Source organism: uncultured Oscillibacter sp. (assembly GCF_950073225.1).
GTDB lineage: Bacteria > Bacillota > Clostridia > Oscillospirales > Oscillospiraceae > Oscillibacter.
In genome coordinates this window covers 23360-47715 of sequence record NZ_CATMPS010000021.1, presented here as the reverse complement: position 1 = coordinate 47715, position 24356 = coordinate 23360, and the positions used below count along the sequence as shown (strand labels likewise).

Genomic DNA, 24356 nt, shown 5'->3' with positions numbered 1-24356 from the left:
ATCATTGCGGTGAACAAAAACGACACGGCCCCCATCTTCGAGATTGCGGACTACGGCATCTGCGGCGACCTCTTCAAGGTGACCCCGCTGCTGACCGAAGCCATCCGGGCCGCCAAGGCCGCGAAGTGATACTTTCTTGAAAGAAAGTATCCAAAGAACTTTCGCGCGCTCTGGTTGTCTGGTGATGAACCGGGCCGGAGCGACGGCAACGAAGTCTCAGCGCACCAAAACGACCGAAGGGCGCAAGCCCTTCGGTCGTTCTTTTGTTTGCTTCACGGTTTTTTGCGTCAGTTCTCCAGGAATTTTTCCTTGTCCCGGTCGATCTGCTTCTGATAACGGTCCTGCTCCGAGAAGACGCAGCCGCAGTATTTCTGCATATAAAAACCCAGCTCCCTGGCCCGGCGGTTGCCCTCCCGGAAATTGGGCCGGAAGTCCCGGTAGAAAAATTCCACGCCGTACTGCGCCGCGTACCGCTCCGCAGCCTGGACGATGCCCTCATGATCCTGGTAGAGGCTGGCCAGCAGGGTGGTGGTGAAGGAGGAAAAGCCGTGCTCCGCGGCGTACTTCGCCGTTCCCTCGATCCGGTGCTCGTAGCAGTAGGTACAGCGGTGGTCAATGTCCCCCGCCACCTGGCGGCAGAACTCCTTTAAGCCATAGTCCTCCCGCACCCGCACCTCCATGCCGATGGCGGGGGCGTACTCCAGCAGGCAGTCCCGCCGGGCCTGGTACTCCTTCCAGGGGTGGATATTGGGGTTGTACCAGAAAGCCACGGGCTCAACGCCCTCGGAGCGGAGGGGGTCGATGCAGCTCAACGAGCAGGGGGCGCAGCAGCAGTGGAGGAGTACGGTTTTCATGGTCATGCCTCGCTTTCGTTGTGAATAAGATGAGTATAGCACGTCCCCGGAGAATCCGCAAGCCCGGTCGGACAGGCCATTTTTAACAGGTTCTTTACAGTTTTGAAAGGGATTTCCGATTGAAAAAGTCGTCGAAAGCGTGTATGATACCAAGGATATGATACTTTGCGGTTCCTGCCGGATGGACGGCGGGTAATCGTTTGCCTAAAGGAGGAGCGCGGCTTGAAGATTGGCCTTGACGTGGGGTCCACCACCATCAAATGCGTGGTGCTGGACGGCGCGGACAACATCGTATACAGCACCTACGAGCGGCACTTCAGCCATATTTTGGAGAAGTCCGAGGAGCTGCTGCGCCGGGTGGCCGGGCAGTATGTCCCGTCCGGAAGGGCGGAGCTGGCCATTTCCGGCTCCGCTGGAATGGGCATGGCGGAGAGCGTGGGCGTGCCCTTCGTTCAGGAGGTCTTCGCCACCCGGGTGGCCGCGGGGCGGCTGGTCCCGGGCACCGATGTGGTAATAGAGCTGGGGGGCGAGGACGCGAAGATCCTCTTCCTCACCGGCGGCATGGAGGTCCGCATGAACGGCTCCTGCGCCGGGGGCACCGGGGCGTTCATCGACCAGATGGCGACCTTGCTGAAAATGACCGCCGACGAGATGGACCTGGCCGCGCAGACGGCGGAAAAGACCTACACCATCGCCTCCCGCTGCGGCGTCTTCGCCAAAAGCGACGTGCAGCCCCTCATCAACCAGGGGGCGCGGGCTACGGACATCGCTGCCAGCATCTATCAGGCGGTGGTGAACCAGACCATCGCGGGCCTGGCCCAGGGGCGGCCCATCAAGGGAAACGTCCTGTATCTCGGCGGGCCGCTGACCTTCTCCAAATGCCTCCGGGAGAGCTTTGACAAAACCTTAGGCGTCGCCGGGACCTGCCCGGAGAACAGCCTTCTGTTCGTGGCCCTGGGGGCGGCGTTCTACGCCGACCAGAGCTTCGATTTAAGCGCGCTGGCAGACCGCCTCCGGGAGCGGGGGGCCTCCGAGACTTACCGGAGCCAGCCGCCGCTGTTTGAGACCCGGGAGGAATACGCGGCCTTCCAGGCCCGCCACGCCAGGGCGAAGGTTGCCCGGGCCCCCTTCGGCCCGGACTACGCCGCCCCGGTCCACATCGGCATCGACTCCGGGTCCACCACCGTCAAGGTGGCGGTCATCGACCAGGAGGCCCGGCTGCTGTTTACGGACTACCGGCCTAATCTTGGCAATCCCGTGCCCCTGATCCGGGGCGTGCTCCAGCAGCTTTACGACGAGCATCCGGCCTTGCAGGTGGCCTCCGTCACCACCACCGGCTACGGCGAGGAGCTGGCGAAAAACGCCTTCCACGGCGACTACGGCGTGGTGGAAACCGTGGCCCATTTCACCGCCGCAAGGCATTTCCTGCCCAATGTGGATTTTATCATCGACATCGGCGGGCAGGATATGAAGTGCTTTAAAATCGAGGACGGGGCCATCAGCAACATCTTTTTAAATGAAGCCTGTTCCTCCGGCTGCGGCAGCTTCCTCCAGACCTTCGCCCAGGCCCTGGGCCACGACGTGAAGGACTTTGCAGAGCTGGGCCTCTTCGCGGACCGGCCTGTGGACCTGGGAAGCCGCTGCACCGTCTTCATGAACTCCAGCGTGAAGCAGGCCCAGAAGGACGGGGCCAGCGTGGAGAACATCTCGGCGGGCCTCTCCATTTCCGTGGTGAAAAACGCCATCTACAAGGTCATCCGGGCCGCCAGCCCCGAGGAGCTGGGCAGGAACGTGGTGGTCCAAGGGGGCACCTTCTACAACGAGGCGGTGCTCCGGGCCTTTGAAAAGGAGATGGGGGTGGAGGTTATCCGCCCGGATATCGCCGGGCTCATGGGGGCCTTCGGCGCGGCCCTTTACGGCCGGAGCAAGTCCGTTCCGGGGAAGGTGAGCGCCCTTTTGAGCCGGGAGGCCCTGGCGAACTTCACCCAGGAGACGGAGAGCCGGGTGTGCGGCCTCTGCGGCAACAACTGCCAGCTCACCGTCAACACCTTCGCGGGGGGAGAGACTTTCATCAGCGGCAACCGCTGCGACCGCCCCGTCACCGGAAAGGCCGACAGCGGGGAGCGGAACCTGTACGCTTACAAACGGAAGCTGATCCTGGGCTACAAGCCCGTTCCCGGAAAGCGGGGGAAGATCGGGATTCCCCTGTGCCTCAATATGTGGGAACTGCTGCCCTTCTGGCACACCTTCTTCACCAAGCTGGGCTTTGCCGTGTACCACAGCCCCCTTTCCAGCCGGGACCTGTACCTCAAGGGCCAGGCCACCATTCCCAGCGACACTGCCTGCTTCCCGGCCAAGCTGGCCCATGGGCACATCCAGTTCCTCTCCAAGCTGGGCCTGGACGCCGTTTTTTATCCCTGCATGACCTACAACCTGGACGAGGGCCTGGGGGACAACCACTACAACTGCCCCGTGGTGGCCTACTACCCGGAGGTCATTGCCGGGAACTGCCCGGAAATCAAGGACACGAAATTTATCTATGACTACGTGGGCCTCCACCGGCCCAAGGACTTCACCAAAAAAATCTACAACATCCTCCAGCGGTATTTCCCCGGCATTTCGAGGTCCGAGATCCGGGAGGCCGGGGACGCGGCCTACGCCGAGTATGCCCACCACATGGCGGAGATCCGCAGGGAAGGGGCCCGGATTATGAATCAGGCCCGGGCGGAGGGACGGCGCGTCATCGTCCTGGCGGGACGGCCCTACCATGTGGACCCGGAGGTCAACCACGGCATCGACACCCTGATTACACGCTTCGGCGCGGCGGTGGTGACGGAGGATTCCGTTTCCGGCCTGGTGGACAAATTCCCCACCACGGTTTTGAACCAGTGGACATACCACTCCCGGCTCTACGCCGCCGCCCGGTACTGCTGCGAACACCAAGACTGCGATTTGGTGCAGCTGGTCAGCTTCGGCTGCGGCGTGGACGCCATCACCACCGACGAGACCCAGGCCATTTTACAGGCCGGGGGAAAGCTGTACACGGAATTGAAGATTGACGAGATCACCAACCTGGGCGCGGTGCGCATCCGCCTGCGGAGCCTCTTCGCCGCTTTGGATGAAAAGGAGTGAGAGCACGATGGAAGCCTTGAACTATCCCAAATTTACACCGGAGATGAAGAAGACCCACAAGATTCTCATCCCCAACATGGCCCCGGTGCAGTTCCGCATCCTGGCGGCCGTCATGGAGCAGGCGGGCTACACCTGCGAGCTGCTGGAGAACTGCGGCAGCCAGGTCAGCGAGCTGGGGCTCAAGTACGTACATAACGACACCTGCTACCCGGCCCTGCTGGTGATCGGCCAGTTCCTGGACGCCCTGGCCTCCGGGCGGTACGACCTGGATCATACTGCCCTCATCATCACCCAGACCGGCGGAGGCTGCCGGGCCTCCAACTACATCCACCTGCTGAGAAAAGCCCTGGTGAAGGCGGGCTATCCCCAGGTGCCGGTGGTGAGCCTGAACTTCTCCGGCCTGGAGAAGGACTCCGGCTTCCCCATGACCCTGGATCTTCTGCGCAAGCTGCTGGCGGTGATCTACTACGGCGATCTGCTGGCGGCCCTCCGGGCCCAGACGGAGCCCTACGAGGTCCGAAAAGGGGACGCGGAGCGGCTGCAGGAGAAGTGGCTGGATACCATCTGCGGCTGGATTCATGAGAACAAGGGCTGGACCAACCGGGAGATGAAGGGGGCCATGCCCGTCATTGCCCGGGAGTTTGCCGCCATCTCCGTCCGCCGGGTCCCCAAGGTGAAGGTGGGCGTGGTCGGTGAGATCTACGTCAAATACTCCCCCCTGGGGAATAACGACCTGGAGCGGTTCCTGGCCTCCCAGGACTGCGAGGTGAACCTGCCGGGGCTGATGGGCTTTGTGCAGTACTGTGCCTACAACCCCTCGGAGACCGCCCGGCTCTACGGCGGGACCTTCCTGGAAAAGCACGTATCCGATTTTGTGCTTAAGTACATCGAGGGAATGGAGAGCGTGGTTATCCAGGTTTTGAAGGATAACGGCTACCACGCGTCCCTGCCGTTCCGGGAGCTCATCAAGCTCACCGACGGGGTGATCAGCACCGGGGACAAAATGGGGGAGGGCTGGCTCCTCACGGCGGAGATGATCGAGCTGGTCCGGGCGGGGTATGAAAACATCGTCTGCGCCCAGCCCTTCGGGTGCCTGCCCAACCACATCTGCGGCAAGGGCATGATCAACAAAATCCGGGAGCTGTATCCCCAGGCCAACATCACCCCCATTGACTACGACCCCAGCGCCACCCGGGTGAACCAGGAAAACCGCATCAAGCTGATGCTGGCGGTGGCCCGGGAGCGCCTGGCGGAGCGGGCGGCGGAGGCAGAGGAAGCGCCCCGCCGGGCCGCGGCGGAGCGTCCCGTCCCGGAGCGGCTGGGAAGACGGGCCAAGGCCGTGGTGTGACGGCGGCCCCGGCGTTTTAAGACGGAAAAAAGGCAGAGACGAATCGTCTCTGCCTTTTTGACGCGCGTGGAGCCCCTTCAGTCCTTCTTCATGGCGGCGGCGATGGCCTCCTCCTCCAGGCTGTGGGTCCGCAGATAGTTCAGCCAGACCTTGCACCCGGCGGGGTTCAAGTGGATGCCGTCGAAGTTTAAGTCCTTGGGCAGAAGGCCGTCCCCGCCGGTGAGGCAGGCCGCCACATCCAGGAAATAGCATTCCTTTTCCTCCGCCAGGGCTTGGATGACCCCGTTGTATTCGGCAATGCGGGCGTTGTTGACGTAGGTTTTTTTGGCCTCCTGCTTGGCGCTGACGGGGGGAATGGACTGGAGGACGATTTTCGCCTCCGGGTGGTCCGCCCGGACCCGGTCGACAAGCTTGGCATACTGGTCGTGGAAGGTCTTGACCTTGCTCCAGCCCAGCTCGTTGATGCCCAGCATGATGTAGATTTTGTCACAGTCCTGCTCCGCCACCGCGTCCAGCAGGGGGACCTTTTCCCCGCCCTCCGTCTCAAAATTCTTCTTCGAGAAGACGGACTCCACCGTAGCCCCCACGGCGGTGTAGAAATACCCGGTCTTCAAGCCGCTGTAGAGGGACAATCCTTCCGTCCGGGAGTCCCCCAGGAAGACGGCGCCGTCAAAATATGTATCCTCCACCGCCTCCGTTTCCGGCAGGGGGCAGGGCAGGGACTCCGTCTCCTCCGGCAGGGCCTTGGCCCTGGCCTCCGTTCCCGTTCCGATTTTCCCGGCGGCGGGGGCCGCCTTGTATGGCACCGGCTCCGCCGCCTCCGCCAGCGGGGAGCTCACCGCCGTGCCGCCGGACGCGCCGGTGGTCAGCAGCAGCGTGGCCGCCGCCAGGGCGGCCATGACGCCGGGCAGGCGGCGCCTGCGGACCCGTTCCCGTTTTCCCTCCATAAACGTATCCCTTCCTCATCTATCGTCATCCCGCCGCGGTGCGGGAAAGCCTCTCTTTTATTATACGCGAAAACCATCGAAAAAAGTCGAAACAATTTGTTAAAATTTTGGTGACAAAATGTCTCCGTCTTTCCAATCCTATCCAGTATACGCGGGGCCGCCGCCGGATATGCCGCGGTCAGTCCCGAAGGCTCCGCGGGTATTCCCCGCTCTCGTGGAGCCGCAGCAGGGCCTGGGCCACGGCCTCCCGGTCCTCCCGGTAGGTCATGCCGAACCACTGCCCGGCGGAGGAGAGGAGGGAGACCTCCAACGCTCCCCGGCGGAGCTGCTCGTCCACCATCTCGGGCAAAAGCCGCTCGGCCCGGAGATCGTCTCCGGCGGCGCGGAGGAAGTCCTCGAAGTCCCGCCGGAGGACGGAGAAGATGGAGGGCATGAACCCCCAGAAATTCATGGACACCACCGCGTCCGGGTCCAGGTCCCGGCCCGTCCCCAGGTCCCGGAGGGAGCCGTCCGGGTAGAGCTGGATGTTCCGGGTTTCCCGGACGCTTTCCAGAATGCCCTCCCGCCCGGCGCACAAACCGCGGGTGACGGTGCCGTGAAGGCTGGCGGTGTTTTTCAAAAGATAGCCCACCATGGCGGCGCGGCCCTCCTCCGGCAGGCGGCGCAGGGCCTGCGCCATCTGGCGGTAGGCGTCGAAGCCGTAGAAGTCGTCGGCGTTGATGACGCAGCAGGGTTCCCGCACCGTGCCCTCCGCGCAGAGCAGGGCGTGGACCGTGCCGAAGGGCCGGGTTCTCTCCGCCGGGATGGGGTAAAACGCGGGGATGGAGGAGAAGTCCTGAAAGGCATATTCCACCTCCACGGGGCTGCCGTCCGGTGTGGTCCGGCGGCGGAGATAGCCGCAGCGCGCCTCCATCATCTCCCGCATCTCCGGCTTGATGATGAACACCACCTTGCCGAAGCCCGCCCGGAGGGCGTCGTGGATGGAGTATTCCATGAGAATTTCCCCGTGGGGGCCGATGCCGTCCACCTGCTTGCTGCCGCCGTAGCGGGAGCCCAGGCCCGCCGCCATAATTACCAGAGCGAGTTTCATGGTCGTGTTCTCCTGTCTTCCGGGCGCGCCGCCCGGTAATATCCGTCTCTATGTTACCCCGGTTTGCCGGATTTTGCAAGAGTCCTTCTCAATCCTTTCCGCAGCGAAAACGCCGGGCCTCGCCGGTCCAGTCCCAAAGGGACGGGGGGAAAGCCTCCGGAGCCTCCGGGAGAATCAGATGGTTGGTGAACCGCCCGGGATACGCCTCCACCGCCATAAGGAGGAGGTCCGTCTCCAGAGGCCGGGGGAGGAACAGGGACAGCAGGGCCCCGGGGGCGGGCCTGCCTTGACGCGCTTCCCCGGGGCCGTCAGGGCGCAGTAGGGCCGGGGGTCCCGGAGGCCCACCTGGGATTTCTGGGTGACGATTTCCGTCTCCGGCCAGCGCTCCAGGGCCCCCAGGAGGAAGGAACGGACAGAGGGCAGGGCCTGGGGCTTTCGGGCGAAGAAGGCCTCCGCCAGGCGCAGGGCTTCCAGGTCCATCACCCCACCGCCTTTTGTTCCAGGCTGTAGAGCCCCGCGCCGATGGCCGTTGCGAAGGTGGCCCGCTCCGGGATGACGTATCGGATGCCGTAGAGCCGCTGGAAGTTCTCAAAGTTGGGCTGGGCCTGGGACAGCGTGGTGACGGAGCCGGTGAGGACCACCGTGTCCGCCCCGCAGCACCGGCAGGCCAGCACCGTCATGGTGCCGATGGCCTGGAGCACCAGGTTCACCGCCCCGGCGGCCAGGTCGGCGGGGGTGGCGTCCTCGGAGAGGTTGCCGAAGTTGGCGGCGGTGAGGGTGGGGTCCAGGGTGGCGGCGGGGTCCGGCGTGATGTCCCGGATGGTCAGGTCCACCTTGCCCAGATCCCCCTGCTCCGCCAGCTTCTTGATCTGGCCGAAGCGCTCCATGTCCACCAGCTTCCGGCAAAGGCCCCCCAGGGTGCCGCCGCCGATGCCGCTGCCGCAGAGGTGCCGGACGCCCCGGCCCTTTTCCGCGAAGAGAAAGGCGGTGCCGGTGCCCATGGTGGCGACGACGGCCTTGTCCTGCCCGCTCATGGCCAGGGCGCCGGTGCCGCTGGCGGAAAACTCGTCCACCACGCAGGTGGGCAGGCCGTAGATGTCCCCCTGCACGTAGGAGGCCCCCACGCCGGTGAGGACCACCCGCTCCACATCCGCCAGGGTGAGCCCGTTTCCGGAGAGATAGCTTCCGAAAGCGCCGTAGAGACTGGTCAGTGGATCTCCCGCCTGAACCCGGAGGGTGGAGAGGAGGGTTCCGGCATAGTCAAGGCCCACGATTTTCGTCGTGGTACCGCCGATGTCGATGCCGAGGATGGTTTTCATAAGCGCGTCCTCCCATGTTAATCTTCTGCCATTATGGGACATCCGGGAAGAAATGTCAACAGGACTTTGGAAGGGCCCGGAAAGAGGGAAAAAAGGGCGGCTTTCCTTGACAAATCTTCCCAAAAATGGTATGGTCAACATAGCTGTTTTCAGAAAACGGCGGGGGCTTCCAGCGGCTTTGCCGGCGGGGGCCCCAAACTAAGAAAGGGAAGGAAAAGAAAGGAGGAGAAACGTGAATCAAACCGATCAGCGCTATCACCATTTTGTGCAGATCCTGCGGGAGGAGCTGGTGCCCGCCATGGGCTGTACCGAGCCCATTGCAATCGCCTACGGCGCGGCCAAGGCACGGGAGGTTCTGGGCCGCCTGCCCGAGAAAATCCTGGTGGAGGCCAGCGGAAACATCATCAAAAACGTCAAAAGCGTGGTGGTGCCCAACACCGGAGGGCTGAAGGGCATCGAGGCGTCCGCCGCCGCCGGCGCGGTGGCGGGAGACGCGGGAAAGATCCTGGAGGTTATCTCCCAGGTGACGGACGCACAGAAAGAAGCGATCAAGGCCTATCTGGCGAGCCATGAGGTCCGGGTGGCCCCCGCGCCGGGGGACGTGGTGTTTGACATCATCGTCACTCTCACCGCCGGGGAGGACACGGTACGCCTGCGCATCGCGGACTATCACACCAACATCGTCCTGATTGAAAAGAACGGCGAGACCCTGCTGGAGGCGGGAGCCGTGGTGTCCCAGGACGCGGCCGGGGGCCTGACGGACCGCAGCTGCATGTCTGTGGAGGCCATTGTGGACTTTGCGGACACCTGCGATATCGAGGACGTGCGGGAAATTGTCCAGCGGCAGATCGACTACAACTACGCCATCGCCCAGGAGGGCATGAAAAACCCCTGGGGGGCCAACATCGGCAAGGTCCTCCGGGAGCACTACGGCGACGACATCAAGATTCGCGCCCGGGCCATGGCCGCCGCCGGGTCCGACGCCCGGATGAGCGGCTGCGAGATGCCGGTTATCATCGTCTCCGGCAGCGGAAACCAGGGCATCACCGCCTCGGTTCCCGTCATCGAGTACGCGAAGCACCTGGGGGCGGACGAGGAGAAAACCCTCCGGGCCGTCACCCTCAGCGACCTTTTGACCATTCACATGAAGACCGGCATCGGGCGGCTCAGCGCCTACTGCGGGGCCGTCAGCGCCGGGTGCGCCTCCGGCGCCGCCATCGCCTGGCTGAACGGCGGGGGCTATGAGGAGATCGCCCACACCCTGGTCAACGCCCTGGCGACGATCTCCGGCATGATCTGCGACGGGGCCAAGCCCTCCTGCGCCGCCAAAATCGCCGCCGCCGTGGACGCGGGCCTCCTGGGGTACAACATGTACCGCAGCGAGCAGCAGTTCCGGGGCGGGGAGGGCATCGTCTCCAAGGGCGTTGAAAACACCATCGCCAACATCGGCCGCCTGGGCCGTCTGGGCATGCGGGAGACGGACCGGGAGATCATCCGCATCATGACCGGCCAGCCCCCCAAGGCGTAAGGACTTCGCTTCCACCCGGCGTGCGCATGCGCAGGCTCCGCCGCGCGTATGCTGGAATAAGACCGCGGAGCGGAATTTAAATGTGTTTCAACACAAGAAAGAGAGGAATCCTTATGGCCGCTGAGAAAAAGGGCATGAGCCTCCCCCTGAAGCTGCTGATCGGCATCGCCGTCGGCATCGTCTGCGGACTGTTCCTGCCCGAGAGCGTCATGACCATCGTGGTCACCCTGAAGTATGTCCTGAACCAGCTCATCATGTTCTGCGTGCCCCTGATCGTCATCGGCTTCATCGCCCCGTCCATCACCAAGATGGGCTCCAATGCCACCCGGATGCTGATGGTGGCCATCATTGTGGCCTACGCCAGCACCGTCCTGGCTACCCTGATGTCCATGATCGCGGGCTATGTCCTGGTGCCCTTCCTGCCCATCGCCTCCAGCATGGAGGGATTGAAGGAGCTGCCGGGCGTGGCCTTCCAGCTGGACATTCCCCAGATCATGCCCGTCATGAGCGCCCTGGTCTTCTCCGTCCTGATCGGCCTTGCCGCCGTGTGGACCAAGGCCAGGACCATCACCGCCATGCTCCAGGAGTTCCAGAACATCGTCCTGAGCGTTGTGAAGAAGGTCGTCATCCCTGTTCTGCCCTTCTTCATCGCCCTGACCTTCTGCGGCCTCAGCTATGACGGCACCATCACCAAACAGTTCCCCGCCTTCCTGCTGGCCATCGTCATCGTCATGGCGGGCCACTACATCTGGATGGCCGCGCTGTACGGCTTTGCCGGTGTGTACTCCGGCCGAAGCTCCATTGAGGTGGTGAAGCACTACGGCCCCGCCTACCTCACCGCCGTGGGCACCATGTCCTCCGCCGCCACCCTGGCCGTGGCCCTGGACTGCGCCCGGAAGAGCAAGAGCCTCCGCTCCGACATGGTGGAGTTCGGCATTCCCCTGTTCGCCAACATCCACCTCTGCGGCTCCGCCCTCACGGAGACCTTCTTCATCATGATCGTCTCCAAGGTCCTCTACGGCGAGCTCCCCAGCGTGGGCAATATGATCCTCTTCATCCTTCTGCTGGGCATCTTCGCCATCGGCGCCCCCGGCGTCCCCGGCGGCACGGTTATGGCCTCCCTGGGCCTCATCACCGGCGTCCTGGGCTTCGACGGCGACGGCACCGCCCTGATGCTGGCCATCTTCGCCCTCCAGGACAGCTTCGGCACCGCCTGCAACGTCACCGGCGACGGCGCCCTGACCCTGATCCTCACGGGCTACGCCGAAAAGCACGGCATCAAGGAGCAGGCCATCAAGTCCGTGGACCTCTGATCCCCCTCCAAAGCGCAAAACCATATTGAGAGCCGAGGCCCCCGGAGTACCCGGGGGCCCGGTTTTTTCCCGCCCGGAGCCGGCGGGAGCTGCCCCTCTTATTAATTTTGGGCAGATTGTTTCAAATGTCCGGTGATTTCTTATGCTATTTATGTATTGCTTTCCAGAAAATGAACGATTATAATGGTAAGGCATTTAGGCAAACGTTTGCCAAGCGGACGGCGGGCACCGCCGCCCAGCGAACGCTAAAAATAACGGAGGAATGAAAATGAGCAAAAAGTACTGCTACCTGTTCACCGAAGGCAACGCCAACATGCGTGAGCTGCTGGGCGGCAAGGGCGCGAACCTGGCCGAGATGACCAACATCGGCCTGCCTGTCCCCCAGGGCTTCACCATCACCACCGAGGCCTGCACCCAGTATTATGAGGACGGCCAGAAAATCAACGACTCCATTATGGCCGAAATCATGGAGTATATCACCAAGATGGAGGAAATCACCGGGAAGAAGTTCGGCGACCTGGAGAACCCCCTGCTGGTCTCCGTCCGCTCCGGCGCCCGGGCCTCCATGCCCGGCATGATGGATACCATCCTGAACTTAGGCCTCAACGAGGACGTGGTTCAGGTGCTGATCCGCAAGTCCGGCAACCCCCGCTGGGCCTGGGACTGCTATCGCCGCTTTATCCAGATGTACTCCGACGTCGTTATGGAAGTGGGCAAGAAGTACTTCGAGCAGCTCATTGACGAAATGAAGGAAAAGAAGGGCGTCACCCAGGATGTGGACCTGACCGCCGAGGATCTCCAGGAGCTGGCGGGCCAGTTCAAGGCCGAGTATAAGGCCAAGCTGGGCGTGGACTTCCCCTCCGACCCCAAGGAGCAGCTGATGGGCGCCATCAAGGCCGTGTTCCGCTCCTGGGACAACCCCCGTGCAAACGTTTACCGCCGGGACAACGACATCCCCTACTCCTGGGGCACCGCCGTCAACGTCCAGTCCATGGCCTTCGGCAACATGGGCGACGACTGCGGCACCGGCGTTGCCTTCACCCGGAACCCCGCCACCGGCGAGAAGAAGCTCTTCGGCGAGTTTTTGACCAACGCCCAGGGCGAGGACGTGGTGGCCGGCGTCCGGACTCCCATGCCCATCAGCCAGATGGCGGAGAAGTTCCCCGAGGCCTTCGGCCAGTTCGAGAACGTCTGCAAGATCCTGGAGGACCACTACCGGGATATGCAGGACATGGAATTCACCGTGGAGAACAACAAGCTCTACATGCTCCAGACCCGCAACGGCAAGCGCACCCCCGCCGCCGCCCTGAAAATCGCCTGCGACCTGGTGGACGAGGGCATGATTGACGAAAAGAAGGCCGTGGCCATGATCGAGCCCCGGTCCCTGGACACCCTGCTGCATCCCCAGTTTGACAGCGAGGCCCTAAAGGCCGCCCCCGTGGTGGGCCACGCCCTGGGCGCTTCTCCGGGAGCCGCCAGCGGCAAGATCGTCTTCACCGCCGAGGAGGCCAAGGAGTGGGCCGCCCGGGGCGAGAAGGTGGTCCTGGTCCGCCTGGAAACCTCTCCCGAGGACATCGAGGGCATGAAGGCCGCCCAGGGCATCCTGACCGTTCGCGGCGGCATGACCTCCCACGCCGCCGTGGTGGCCCGGGGCATGGGCAAGTGCTGCGTCTCCGGCTGCGGCGAGATCAAGATGGACGAGGAAAACAAGAAGTTTGAGCTGGCCGGAAAGACCTATCACGAGGGCGACTGGCTGAGCCTGGACGGCTCCACCGGCAAGATTTACGACGGAGCCATCCCCACTGTGGACGCCGTCATCGGCGGCGAGTTCGGCCGGGTCATGGGCTGGGCGGACAAGTACCGCCGCCTCCAGGTCCGCACCAACGCCGACACGCCCCACGACGCCGCCCAGGCCCGGAAGTTCGGCGCCCAGGGCATCGGCCTGTGCCGCACCGAGCACATGTTCTTCAATGAGGACCGCATCCCCGCCATCCGGGAGATGATCTGCTCCGACACCCTGGAGCAGCGGGAGAAGGCCCTGGCCCGCCTGGAACCCATGCAGCAGAGCGACTTCGAGGGCATCTACGAGGCCATGGAGGGCTGCCCCGTCACCATCCGCTTCCTGGATCCCCCCCTGCACGAGTTCGTCCCCACCGAGGAGGCCGACATCGCCAAGCTGGCCCAGGATATGGGCAAGACCGTGGAGGATATCAAGGCCATCATCGCCGGGCTCCATGAGTTCAACCCCATGATGGGCCACCGCGGCTGCCGCCTGGCGGTCACCTATCCCGAGATCGCCGCCATGCAGACCCGGGCCGTTATCAAGGCCGCCCTCAAGGTCCAGGCCGCGCATCCCGACTGGAAGATGGTCCCCGAGATCATGATTCCCCTGGTGGGCGAGGTCAAGGAGCTGAAATACGTCAAGGGCGTGGTGGTAGAGACTGCCGACGCCATCATCAAGGAAGCCGGATCCGACATGAAGTACCTGGTGGGCACCATGATCGAAATTCCCCGCGCGGCCATCACCGCCGACGAAATTGCCAAGGAGGCCGGATTCTTCTCCTTCGGCACCAACGATCTGACCCAGATGACCTTCGGCTTCTCCCGTGACGACGCCGGGAAGTTCCTGGACGCCTACTATGACCGGAAGATCTATGAGAACGACCCGTTTGCCAAGCTGGACCAGACCGGCGTGGGCCGTCTGGTGGAGATGGCGGCGAAGCTGGGCCGGGGCGCGAATCCCGATTTGCACCTGGGCATCTGCGGCGAGCACGGCGGCGATCCCTCCAGCGTGGAGTTCTGCCACCGCACCGGGCTGGACTATGTGTCCTGCTCCCCCTTCCGCGTGCCCATCGCCCGTCTGGCGGCTGCCCAGGCGGCGATTAAGGAAGCCTGAGCAAAGCCTTAAAGCCGCGTGAATCGAATAAAGGCGCGCCTCCCGGAGCTCTCCGGGAGGCGCGCCCTTTCGTTTCCGCGGGCCGGGGAAGGAAAGACCTTGACATTCCGGGGAAAGGACGATATCATATTTGTAAGAGAGGAAGATCGGAAAGCCCGCGGCGGCGTTCGCCTGGCGCGGGGTTTGCGGAGGATACGGGAGGGATTGCGTATGGAGGCGCTGCTGATCAAGTTCAGCATATTGGCCGGGGTGTTCGGCATCATCGGCCTGATTGGACTGGCGGCGCTCTTGGCGTCCGTGATTTGGCTGGTTATCCGGGTGGCTAATTTTGATTCCCTGCTCCCGGCGCTCCTCTGCGTCCTGGTCTCGATTGCCCTGGTGGTGGGGGGAATGTTTTTGAGCCCCGCGCCGGAAGGCCGCGCGGCGCCGTACCTGAAAGCGTCCTGGGAGGTACCGCTGGAGGCGATCAAGGGCCAAATCGGCAAACTCGAGGAGCTCAAGGACAATGGGCCCTGGGCGCGGTTCTTCAAGGATGGGGACGGGGAAATGGAGACAATGGAGGTAATCCGAACAAGCGCCCCGGACAGGGTCCTCGTGGACGAGACGATAGACGGCTGGCGCGTGCGGCTGACTCTCCCGAAAGAGTGGAAGGATGCGTGCGTGGTCGAAAACGACGGGACGAGCTTGTCCTTTTATCAAAAGGCTTCCAAGCAGGACTATGGCGGTCTGGTGTTCTTCCTGGTTACCGCGGAAAGCCCGGCCGACCTTGATTCGCCGGAATTTGGGTATATGGACGGCCCGAGCGTGGTGGTGGAGAAGGAAGGGGCGGCCCTTATTTCCGCAGGTCCCACGGACGTGCAGTACAATTCTGAAATAACGGAGCTTTCGGACGAATATGACCGGATGCGGGCGGAAATCCCCGGCATCCTGGAGACCGTAGAATTTGATCCTACATAAAAGCACAGCGCGTGACCGGACCGGCCACGCGCTGCTTTTGTTTTTATGGGATATTTACAGGTCCACCACGGTGACCGCGTGCCCCGTGCGGGGAAGGAGTTTTTCCAGCACCTCCGCCGTTTTCAGCTTCAGGCTGCTGGTGCAGATGCAGGGGTGGCAGCTCAGGTACTCCGCCTCATAGACCTCCCGCTCTATGAGGAGTCGGACCCGGTGCTCCGTATCGTTCATCAGACCCAGCACAGTGGCGGAGCCGGGAGTACAGTGGAGCAGCTCCCAAAGGCTCTCCTCCGGCGCGAAGGACAGCCGGGCGGAGCCGATCTGATGGGACAGGTCCTTGGTGTGAAAGGGCTTATCCGGCCCCATGAGCAGAAGGTAAAACTGCGTCTTCTGCCGGTTGCAGAGAAAGAGATTCTTGCAGATGGGCACGCCCAGGACCTCGCTGACGGCGGCGCACTTCTCCATGGTGTCGGCGGGTTCGCCGGACACCCGGACGTAGTCCATACCCAGCTCCTCCAGCAGGGCGAAAGCCGCCTCCTCCTGGGGCAGCAGCTCCCCCTCCGGCCGGGCGTTGTGAATAAGCGGCGAATGCTCCATAGCGATCATTCCTTTGCCAAAAGCTTTTCTCCGGCCCGGTAAATATCCCCCGCGCCGACGGTCAGAATCAAATCCCCGGGCCCGGCCAGCCGCCGGACGGCCTCCGCCGTCTTGTCCAGGGTAGAGCAGTAGACGGAGCCGGGAATTTCACGGGCCAGGTCCGCCGAGGAGATGCCCAGGATGTTCTGCTCCCGGGCGGCGTAGATCTCCGCCAGCACCACCACGTCCGCCAGCTTCAGCTCCTCCACAAAGCGGTCGAAAAGCTTGGCGGTCCGGGAGTAGGTGTGGGGCTGGAAGGCAACGATAAGCCGCCGGTAGCCCAGGCCCTTGGCTGTGGTCAGCAGGGCGTGGAGCTCGTCGGGGTGGTGGGCGTAGTCGTCGTAAATCTCCGCGCCCTGAAAGGCCCCCTTGTACTCAAAACGCCGCCCCGCGCCGGTGAAGGACGCCAGGCCCTGTTCCACCGCCTGGCCGGGGAGGCCCAGCACATAGGCCGCGGAGGCCGCCGCCAGGGCGTTGGACACGTTGTGCCGCCCGTAGACCCGCAGCTCCGCGTGGGCGTAAAACGTTCCGTGAACGTGGATGTCGAAGACCGGGCGGCCCTTGTCCTCCCGGAGGTTCACGGCGGTGCACTCCGCCCCCGGCTCCAGGCCGAAGGTAAAGGCGTCCAGGCCCTGGGCAGCGTCCCGCGCCCCGGCGTTGTCCGCGTTGACAATCACATGGCCCCCGGCGGGCACCAGCTCCGCGAAGCGGCGGAAGGAGCGCTTGATGTCCTCCAGGTCCTTGAAGAAGTCCAGGTGGTCCGCCTCCACGTTCAAAATCACCGCCACGGTGGGGTAGAAGCTGAGGAAGCTGTTGCAGTACTCGCAGGACTCCAGAATGATGGTGTCCCCCTGGCCCACCCGGTAGCCGGAGCGGAGCAGGGGCAGGGTGCCGCCGATCATCACCGTGGGGTCCGCCTCCGCCGCCATGAAGACGTGGGTGCACATGGAGGTGGTGGTGGTTTTCCCGTGGGTCCCGGCCACGCAGAGGGCGTTGGGATAGTGCCGCATGATGGCCCCCCAGGCCTGGGCCCGCTCATAGACGGGGATGCCCCGGGCGACGGCCCCGGCGATTTCCGGGTTGCCGTCGTGGACGGCGGCGGTGCGGATCACCAGGTCGCAGTCCCCCAGGTTGTCGGCGTTGTGCCCCACGGCCACGGGGATGCCCAGGGACCGCAGGTGCTGCACGGTGCCGCTCTCCGACATGTCGGAGCCCTGAATGACAAGCCCCTTGTCCCGCAGGACCTCCGCCAGGGGGCACATGGACACGCCCCCGATGCCCACCAGATGGGCCCGGGCGCCGGGGACAAAGAAGTCGCTGATGGGTTTTTCGTTATGCATCATGGAACTCAGCTTCCTTTCCAGAAAACGGAACTTAAAAAAGATTGTATCCTCACAATTTGTTTATTATAATATAAGAAGCAAAGAAATGCAACGGCGAAAGGGGGCAAAACCTGTGGATATCCCGGAGAATGTACAGGCAGTCCTGAAAACGTTGGAAGCGGCGGGCCACGAGGCCTGGTGCGTGGGCGGCTGCGTCCGGGACGCCCTCTCGGGCCGGAGGCCGGAGGACTGGGACGTGGCCGCCTCCGCCCGGCCGGAGGAAACCCTGGCGGTGTTCGGCTCCCGGGCGGAGCCCACGGGGCTGAAGCACGGCACCGTCACCGTGAAAACGCCCGGCGGCCCGGTGGAGGTTACCACCTACCGGGTGGACGGCGCGTACCGGGACCACCGCCGCCCGGAGTCCGTGACCTTCACCCGTTCCATCGGGGAAGATCTGGCCCGGCGGGATTTCACGGTCAACGCCATGGCCCGGAACCTCCGGGGCGAGCTCCGGGACCCCTTCGGCGGAAGGGAGGATCTGCGCCGGGGAATTCTCCGCTGCGTGGGGGACCCGGACCGCCGTTTCCAAGAGGACGCCCTGCGGATTCTCCGGGGCCTCCGGTTTGCGGCGGCGCTGGGGCTGGAAATCGAGCCTGGGACGGCGGCGGCTGTCCGCCGGAACCGGGAGGGGCTGCGGGACATCGCGGCGGAGCGGATTCAGGTGGAATTCTTCAAGCTTCTGCCGGGAGAAGGCGCGGCGGCGGTGCTGCGGGGATACCCGGAGGTTTTCGGCGTCTTCTGGCCGGAGCTCCTCCCCATGGTGGGCTTCGGCCAGCGGAACCGCCACCACTGCTACGACGTGTGGGAGCACACCCTCCACGCCCTGGACGCCGTGCCGGGTGACGTGGTCCTCCGCTGTGCCATGCTCCTCCATGACGTGGGGAAGCCCGCCTGCTTTACCCTGGATGAAAAGGGCGTGGGCCATTTCTACGGCCACCCCGCCGTCAGCCGTGATTTGGCGGATAAGATGCTCCGGCGGCTGAAATGCGGCACGGCTTTCCGGGAGACCGTGGTCCGGCTGGTGGAGTGGCACGACAAGGATATCCCCCGGACGGACAAGTCCATCCGGCGGGCCCTGCGGATTCTGGGGGAGGCGGACCTGCGCCGCCTGATTCTGGTAAAGCGGGCGGATAATCTGGGACAGGCCCCGGCGTACTGGGACCGGCAGCAGGAGCTGGATAAGGCGGAGGAAATCTTGGACCGCCTCCTGGCCGGGGACGCCTGTTTCTCCCTAAAGCAGCTGGCGGTCAATGGGCGGGACCTGCTGGCCCTGGGTCTTTCCGGCCCGGCGGTGGGAAAGGCGCTGGAGGATCTCCTGGAAAAGGCCGTCGACGGCGTGCTGCCCAACGACCGGGAGACGCTGTTGGAGCATGTCCGAAAAAACCGTGAGCCCGGCGGAGAGGGGGGCGGATATGAAAGGCTTTGAGGGAGTTCCCCCGCGGAGCGTATGGGGGGATTGATGAACGCGATTCCTTCATTCCCCACCAAAACCAACGGCCGGGTCTGGGAAAAGCCGAAAAACTGAAACACGGCGCCGGAAAATTCCGGCGCCGTTTGTTCATACGATGTTCAAAAGCTCCCGCAGATCGGAAATCTCATAGTCAACCCGAAGCCCCGCCCGCCGGGGCTTTTTTGCCGGGTTGAACCAGCAGCAGGGCAGTCCGGCGTTGTTGGCCCCCTGAATGTCTGTAGACAAAGAGTCCCCGATGACCAGGGCGTTTTCCTCCGTCAGCCCCGGAAGCCGGCGGCGCACATAGTCGAAATAGGCCCGGCTGGGCTTGGCGGCCCCGGCCTCCTCGGAGATAAAGGCGGCCTCGAAAAGCTCCGCGAAGGCGCTGCCTTGGAGGCGGCTGCGCTGGACGGAGGCCACGGCGTTGGTGACGATATACATCCGGTGGCCCTGGGCCTTTAACTCCCGGCAGACCGCCTCGGCGTGGGGGAGGGGGTAAACACCTTTGCCCAGGGCGGCCAGATAGTCCCGGTTGCAGGCCGCCGGGTCCCGTTCCAGATCCAGGGCCTTCAAAAAGCGGACGTAGCGCTCCAGGGTGATGAACTCCTTGGTCAGCTCTCCCCGGTCGAAGGCGGCCCAGAGCTCCAGGTTGATTTCATGGTAGAGCCGGTAAATCTCCGGCGTGTAGGGGATGCCGTGGGCCCGGCACATGTTCTCAAAGGCCCGGGAGGAGGCCTTGGGGAAGTCGAACAGGGTGTCGTCGGCGTCGAAAAGCAGGTACTCGTATCTCATCATCGTCCAGTCCTTTCGGCAGGTTTCACGGCTTTCATTGTAGCACGTCCGCCGGAAAAAGACAATCACCCATTTCTTCTCCCGGCCATACCATGGAGCGAGGGGGAGTGTTGAGATGAAGAAAACCTTTGGCGTCATCGGCGGGGACCGCCGCCAGGCGGAGCTTGGGCGGCTGCTGGCCGGAGACGGCCATTTTGTCCGTACTTACGGCCTGGAGCGCTGGAAGCCCGTGGGAGCGGGTACGCTGGATCGTGCCGCCGCCTCCGACGTGGTGATTCTGCCCCTGCCGCTGTGCAGGGGGGATGGCGTCTTGAACTGCGAGGAGGGGGCGGTGCCCACGGCGGACCTGTTCCGCCGCCTCCAGCCCGGACAGCGGATTCTGGCGGGCCAGGTGCGGCCCCAGCAGCGCCGGGAGGCGGAGGCCCTGGGCCTGACGGTGGAGGACTACTTTCTCCGGGAGGAGCTGGCGGTGGCCAATGCCGCCGCCACGGCGGAGGGGGCCGTCCAAACCGCCATGGAGCGGCTGGACCGGACGCTTTTGGGGCTGGACTGCCTGGTGCTGGGCTTCGGCCGCATCGGAAAGCTCTTGAGCTGCCGCCTCCACGGCCTGGGGGCCAGGGTCACGGCTACGGCTAGACGGCCGGAGGACCTGGCCTGGATTCGGGCCTACGGCTACCGGGCCTTGGAGACCGGGAAGCTGGACGGCTGTTTAGGCGCTTTCGGCGCGGTGTTCAACACGGTCCCCTTTCCCGTCCTGGGCGGGCCGCTTCTGGCCCAGCTGCCGCCGGACTGCCTTTTGATGGACCTGGCTTCCGTCCGGGGCATCGAGGCGGCGGAGGACGGCCCGGAGGTTCTCTGGGCCCGTTCTCTGCCGGGGCGGCTCAGCCCGCGGTCCGCGGCGGCGGCTGTTCGGGACGCGGTGTATTACATCCTATTGGAAGAATGAGGTGACCTGTATGCGCAAGGAACGGGTCGGTTTCGCGGTCTGCGGGTCCTTCTGCACCCACGAGAAGGTGCTGAAGGCCCTGGAGGCGCTGACGGAGATCTATGAAACGGTGATTCCCATCGTCTCGGAGATTTCCGCCTTTACGGACACCCGCTTCGGCCGGTCCGAGGACCTGCTGGAGCGGCTGGAGGACCTGACGGGGAACGACGTGCTGCTGGATATTCCGTCGGTGGAGCCCATCGGGCCCAAGGGGCTGCTGGATGTACTGGTGATTGCCCCGGCCACGGGGAACACGATTGCAAAGCTGGCGGCGGGCATCGCGGACACATCGGTGACCATGGCGGCCAAGTCCCATCTGCGGAACGGCCGGCCGGTGGTGCTGGCGGTGTCCAGCAACGACGGGCTGGCGGCGGGGGCGCGGAACATCGGCGAGCTGCTGGTCCGGCGGAATTATTATTTTGTGCCGTTCGGCCAGGACAACGCCGAAAAGAAGCCCAGTTCTCTGGTGGCGGATTTCGCGAAGCTGCCGGAGACGGTGGATGCGGCGCTCCGGGGGGAACAGTACCAGCCGATTTTGCTGCGGTGAGAGGATGAGAGAAACAGGGGGAGAGGCGGCTGCCTCTCCCCCTTTCGTTCCAGCGGGAAGTTACAGGGACTTCTCGTAGGACTCGATCATCTTCTTGAACGTGTGACCCGTACGACGTTTGAGATTTGTGAGGTATTTGTCGGTAGTGTCCCCGGTGAATATCTTGATTTGCAGCTTTAAGCGCCCATCCTCGGGGGTGACGAAAATCTTGTCAATGTAGCGATCCACAAATTCCTTGTTGATGATGCCTTGGGCGGCGTCCCGTTTGACCTCCCGGAGTACCCGGCGGATGGTGTCGATGTGCTTCTTGAACTCTGCCTTTGAAAGCTGCTGCTGTTCCAGCTCGTAGATCTGCCGCTCGGCCTCGTCCATCTCCCGGTCGCACTCTTTATTCATGGAAAGAAAATCCCGGTCGGAGAGCTGCCCGGCGGCGTTGTAGCCCAGGAGCTTGCTTTTCTTCTTTTGGGCCAGCTCGATTTGCTGACGCAGAGCGGCGATCTGCTTGGCTGTGTCCTCACCATCTCCCAGGGATTTGTACATCTCAATGTATTCCTCAATGAGAGCGTCGGCGTCCGCTTCCGCCTCCTGGAACACTTCAAAGAGAAGGGGTTTTAGCTCTTCCTCGTAAATCGGGAAGGAAGCGCAGGAATCGGCCCCGTTTTTGATTTTCCCGGAGCAGACCCACTTGCTGTTTTTCTTTCCGGTTTTGTCCACGGAATCCCGGCGGTAGTAGGCCGTCCCGCAGTCTGTACAGAACAGCTTACCGGTCAGGAGGTTGGCATGGTTGCAGATGCCTTGACGGCCCTTCACGTCCTCGCTGCGCTTCTGGAGGACTTTGTTGGCCTGCTCCCATAGCGTTTCATCCACGATAGCGGGGACAATCTCGCCGGTTTCATCCTTGAACATAACCCACTCTTCCGGAGGAAGGAATTTCTGTTTTTTCGTGAACAGGTCCACCACCTTGACCTTGTTTCCCACATAGTAGCCTTTGTATTTCGGGTTGGAAATCATGCCCGACATGGTGGTATGGGCGATTTTTTTCCCGTTGTGGTTTCGGTAGCCCTTATCCCAGAACAGGGTTTCGATCTGCTTCATGCTGTATTCGCCGGAGGCGTACAGCTCGAACAGCTCCCGGACCATGGGGGCCTCGCCCTCGTCAATCGCCAGCCGCCCGCCGTCCTTGACGTAGCCGAAAATGCGGCTGTTGCCCAGGACCACATTTTTCTTGATGGCCTGGGCGTGGCCGAACTTGACACGGCTGGAGAGCTTCCGTAATTCGTCCTGGGCAATGCCGGACATGATGGTCAGGCGCAGCTCGGAGTCCTCGTCAAAGGTGTTGATGTTGTCATTCTGGAAAAACACCCCCACCCCGGCGCTCAGCAGTTCCCGGGTGTACCGGATGGAGTCCAAGGTGTTTCGGGCGAACCGTGTGATCTCCTTGGTGATGATGAGGTCAAATTTGTGGGCCCCGCCGTCCGCCACCATGCGATGGAAATTCTCCCGCTTTTTGGTTGTAGCGGCGGACAGGCCCTCGTCCACGTAACCGGGAACATATACCCAGGCAAAGTTTTTGCGGATGAGCTCCTCGTAGTAACTGACCTGGTTGCCCAGGGAGTTGAGCTGCTCGTCGCTTTCGGAGGACACACGGGCGTAGTAGGTCACCCGCAGAGGGATGTCATAGATGGATTTTGTCCGCAAGGACTGACGGATGCTGTGCAGGTCCATGGGACCCTCCCTTTCATTTCGTTTTATCATGTTCTGTTTTTCAGTATATCACAGAACACAAAAAAAGCAAGGGGACTGTGGAAAATTCACAGTCCCCTTGTGTAGGATTGTCAAACAAATTGGACAAGGAATTCGAGAGGAGAAAGCCAGGCGAGGGGACGCATCGGTAAGTTGTTGGAGCTGTGGTTATGGACAGCAGGCTGTTTGTGAAAGTCAGCCAGAGAGAAGAAAGAGTGGACAGAATAAAAGCGTTTCTGGTCTTCCCGGTGGCTGCGCTCCACTTTGCCGTTATGCCTGGGCGTGTAAGGACGAATGAGCTTGTGTTGGATACGAAGATCAAAGGAGTTTCCCGCAGGGAGATCTGTTTGAAGCTCTGTCCCAGTGCGGACCGGCAGGAGAGCATATCAAGAAGCTCTTTGGAGATATTACTTCCGAACTGAAAGGTCGGAAGTAATATGTGCCATGTTCTGCGGTTGCCGCTGTTTACAGCGGCAACCGCAAAACGGCTTAAATCAAATGTATTATTTCCGAGTTTTAAGCTCGGAAATAATACCTCCCACCACGATTTGCCTTCTGAGCTTAGGCCATGTTTCAAACAAGGCCTAAATTTATCTGACTGAAATCTTATCATAAAACCAGGCGGTGAATCAAGACGATTTTGAGGCCGTTTAGAGTTTGAAAATCAGCTTCTATGACATGCAAAGTATCTCTGTGAAACATTCTGCAAGAATTTTGATATTTTCTATTGAACGCTGATATCCTGCACAAATATATTCCTGTAGAATAGAAGACACTGGTTGAAATGGCAGAAAACACCTGGCGGCAGGAGGGACGCTTCAACATGAACATGCCTGGCCCAAACAGCGGAATCGCACGGTTTTTAACCAAAATCTGCGACCTGATTTTTTTGAACGTGGTCTTCATCCTTACCTCATGCACCGTCGTCTGTTTGGGGGCGGCGGTCACGGCCCTTTACATGACAGCGATGGAGCTATACCAGGAAAGGGACTGTACCCCCGTTCGGGATTTCCTTCGGAATCTGCGGAAAGCCTTTACCGCCTCAACGCCAGCGGCGGTACTGCTGCTGGCGGACCTGACGCTGCTGGCTGTCCTTTGCCGGGCCCTCTATGCCGGGACGCTTCTGTTTCCGCCGGAGCTGTTTGTGCTGTTTTGCATCGCTGCTGTGATTTTGACAGCTATCCTGTCCTGGCTGTTTCCACTTCTGGCCTGTTTTGAAAATACCTTCTCCAGGCATTTCGGGAATGCCGTGCGGCTGGCACTGGCAAGGCTCCCAATCACGTTTTTTATAACAGCGGTCAATCTCCTGCCGATCCTGGTTCTTCTTTTTCTGCCACAGTTTTTTGGCGCCTTCCTGGGTGTGTGGCTGCTGATTGGGGCCGCGGCGGGAGCCTATGGGAACCTCTTTTATCTGCGCAGGATATTCAAGCAGTAACAAAA

General features: G+C 62.4%; 20 protein-coding genes and 1 pseudogene. 11 read left to right on the top strand and 10 right to left on the bottom strand.

Annotated features, from left to right (window positions below):
- Nucleotides 1-129: pseudogene (locus Q1M04_RS10830) on the top strand (electron transfer flavoprotein subunit alpha/FixB family protein); the annotation flags it as partial.
- A 158-nt stretch (nucleotides 130-287) separates the two neighbouring features.
- On the opposite strand, the gene Q1M04_RS10825 reads toward Q1M04_RS10830, so the two are convergent.
- Nucleotides 288-854 carry an epoxyqueuosine reductase QueH gene (locus Q1M04_RS10825; protein WP_297999136.1) on the bottom strand — a complete coding sequence of 189 codons (567 nt, stop codon included), beginning with the start codon at nucleotides 852-854 and terminating at the stop codon, nucleotides 288-290.
- Between the two features lie 222 nt (nucleotides 855-1076).
- Between Q1M04_RS10825 and Q1M04_RS10820 the strand changes: the two genes are divergently transcribed.
- Entirely contained in the window at nucleotides 1077-3986 is a 2910-nt protein-coding gene (locus Q1M04_RS10820) for an acyl-CoA dehydratase activase (protein ID WP_297999134.1), read from the top strand.
- A gap of 7 nt (nucleotides 3987-3993) precedes the next feature.
- Nucleotides 3994-5334, top strand: a complete 1341-nt coding sequence (locus tag Q1M04_RS10815; RefSeq protein WP_297999132.1) for a 2-hydroxyacyl-CoA dehydratase — start codon at nucleotides 3994-3996, stop codon at nucleotides 5332-5334.
- A 77-nt stretch (nucleotides 5335-5411) separates the two neighbouring features.
- On the opposite strand, the gene Q1M04_RS10810 is transcribed toward Q1M04_RS10815, so the two are convergent.
- From Q1M04_RS10810 to Q1M04_RS10795, 4 genes are all read right to left on the bottom strand, one after another.
- Nucleotides 5412-6281 (bottom strand): GDSL-type esterase/lipase family protein, encoded by an 870-nt coding sequence (locus Q1M04_RS10810; protein WP_204791508.1) that lies wholly within the window; start codon nucleotides 6279-6281, stop codon nucleotides 5412-5414.
- A 178-nt stretch (nucleotides 6282-6459) separates the two neighbouring features.
- On the bottom strand, nucleotides 6460-7371 hold the full coding sequence (locus Q1M04_RS10805) for a sugar phosphate nucleotidyltransferase (protein WP_297999130.1): 912 nt from the start codon (nucleotides 7369-7371) through the stop codon (nucleotides 6460-6462).
- A gap of 174 nt (nucleotides 7372-7545) precedes the next feature.
- The gene (locus Q1M04_RS10800) at nucleotides 7546-7851 is read right to left on the bottom strand and encodes a hypothetical protein (protein ID WP_297999127.1); all 306 of its coding nucleotides are present in this window, start codon (nucleotides 7849-7851) and stop codon (nucleotides 7546-7548) included.
- Nucleotides 7851-8690, bottom strand: coding sequence for a BadF/BadG/BcrA/BcrD ATPase family protein (locus tag Q1M04_RS10795; RefSeq protein WP_293280279.1), 840 nt, complete (start codon nucleotides 8688-8690; stop codon nucleotides 7851-7853). The genes Q1M04_RS10800 and Q1M04_RS10795 overlap by 1 nt, the downstream gene beginning before the upstream one ends.
- 232 nt (nucleotides 8691-8922) lie before the next feature.
- On the opposite strand from Q1M04_RS10795, the gene Q1M04_RS10790 reads away from it, so the two are divergent.
- The 4 genes from Q1M04_RS10790 to Q1M04_RS10775 all read left to right on the top strand — a co-directional run bounded on the left by Q1M04_RS10790 (nucleotide 8923) and on the right by Q1M04_RS10775 (nucleotide 15384).
- Nucleotides 8923-10218: a serine dehydratase subunit alpha family protein gene (locus Q1M04_RS10790; RefSeq protein ID WP_297999124.1), complete on the top strand. Its 1296-nt coding sequence runs from the start codon at nucleotides 8923-8925 to the stop codon at nucleotides 10216-10218.
- Between the two features lie 113 nt (nucleotides 10219-10331).
- Nucleotides 10332-11531, top strand: coding sequence for a dicarboxylate/amino acid:cation symporter (locus Q1M04_RS10785; RefSeq protein WP_297999121.1), 1200 nt, complete (start codon nucleotides 10332-10334; stop codon nucleotides 11529-11531).
- 268 nt (nucleotides 11532-11799) lie between these two features.
- Nucleotides 11800-14427 carry a pyruvate, phosphate dikinase gene (gene ppdK / locus Q1M04_RS10780; protein ID WP_297999120.1) on the top strand — a complete coding sequence of 876 codons (2628 nt, stop codon included), beginning with the start codon at nucleotides 11800-11802 and terminating at the stop codon, nucleotides 14425-14427.
- A gap of 210 nt (nucleotides 14428-14637) precedes the next feature.
- Nucleotides 14638-15384: a hypothetical protein gene (locus tag Q1M04_RS10775; RefSeq protein ID WP_297999118.1), complete on the top strand. Its 747-nt coding sequence runs from the start codon at nucleotides 14638-14640 to the stop codon at nucleotides 15382-15384.
- A gap of 54 nt (nucleotides 15385-15438) precedes the next feature.
- Here the strand turns inward: Q1M04_RS10775 and Q1M04_RS10770 are convergent, their stop codons facing one another.
- Both Q1M04_RS10770 and murC read right to left on the bottom strand, forming a co-directional pair.
- A complete protein-coding gene (locus Q1M04_RS10770) occupies nucleotides 15439-15978 on the bottom strand; it encodes a prolyl-tRNA synthetase associated domain-containing protein (protein WP_297999116.1) in 540 nt (179 codons plus the stop codon).
- 5 nt (nucleotides 15979-15983) lie between these two features.
- On the bottom strand, nucleotides 15984-17360 hold the full coding sequence (murC, locus tag Q1M04_RS10765; RefSeq protein ID WP_297999114.1) for a UDP-N-acetylmuramate--L-alanine ligase: 1377 nt from the start codon (nucleotides 17358-17360) through the stop codon (nucleotides 15984-15986).
- 112 nt (nucleotides 17361-17472) lie between these two features.
- Between murC and Q1M04_RS10760 the strand changes: the two genes are divergently transcribed.
- Entirely contained in the window at nucleotides 17473-18825 is a 1353-nt protein-coding gene (locus Q1M04_RS10760; protein WP_297300649.1) for a CCA tRNA nucleotidyltransferase, read from the top strand.
- Between the two features lie 132 nt (nucleotides 18826-18957).
- On the opposite strand, the gene Q1M04_RS10755 is transcribed toward Q1M04_RS10760, so the two are convergent.
- The gene (locus Q1M04_RS10755; RefSeq protein ID WP_300447712.1) at nucleotides 18958-19641 is read right to left on the bottom strand and encodes a YjjG family noncanonical pyrimidine nucleotidase; all 684 of its coding nucleotides are present in this window, start codon (nucleotides 19639-19641) and stop codon (nucleotides 18958-18960) included.
- A 115-nt stretch (nucleotides 19642-19756) separates the two neighbouring features.
- Here Q1M04_RS10755 and Q1M04_RS10750 point away from each other — a divergent pair, with 115 nt between their 5' ends.
- The gene (locus Q1M04_RS10750; protein ID WP_297293913.1) at nucleotides 19757-20587 is read left to right on the top strand and encodes a dipicolinate synthase subunit DpsA; all 831 of its coding nucleotides are present in this window, start codon (nucleotides 19757-19759) and stop codon (nucleotides 20585-20587) included.
- 10 nt (nucleotides 20588-20597) lie between these two features.
- Nucleotides 20598-21173, top strand: coding sequence for a dipicolinate synthase subunit B (locus tag Q1M04_RS10745; RefSeq protein WP_204790803.1), 576 nt, complete (start codon nucleotides 20598-20600; stop codon nucleotides 21171-21173).
- Nucleotides 21174-21233: 60 nt separating this feature from the next.
- Here the strand turns inward: Q1M04_RS10745 and Q1M04_RS10740 are convergent, their stop codons facing one another.
- Both Q1M04_RS10740 and Q1M04_RS10735 read right to left on the bottom strand, forming a co-directional pair.
- Nucleotides 21234-22898: a recombinase family protein gene (locus Q1M04_RS10740; RefSeq protein WP_297999111.1), complete on the bottom strand. Its 1665-nt coding sequence runs from the start codon at nucleotides 22896-22898 to the stop codon at nucleotides 21234-21236.
- 110 nt (nucleotides 22899-23008) lie between these two features.
- Nucleotides 23009-23179 carry a hypothetical protein gene (locus Q1M04_RS10735; protein WP_297999109.1) on the bottom strand — a complete coding sequence of 57 codons (171 nt, stop codon included), beginning with the start codon at nucleotides 23177-23179 and terminating at the stop codon, nucleotides 23009-23011.
- A gap of 560 nt (nucleotides 23180-23739) precedes the next feature.
- Here Q1M04_RS10735 and Q1M04_RS10730 point away from each other — a divergent pair.
- A complete protein-coding gene (locus Q1M04_RS10730) occupies nucleotides 23740-24351 on the top strand; it encodes a DUF624 domain-containing protein (RefSeq protein WP_297999107.1) in 612 nt (203 codons plus the stop codon).
- Nucleotides 24352-24356 lie beyond the last annotated feature (5 nt).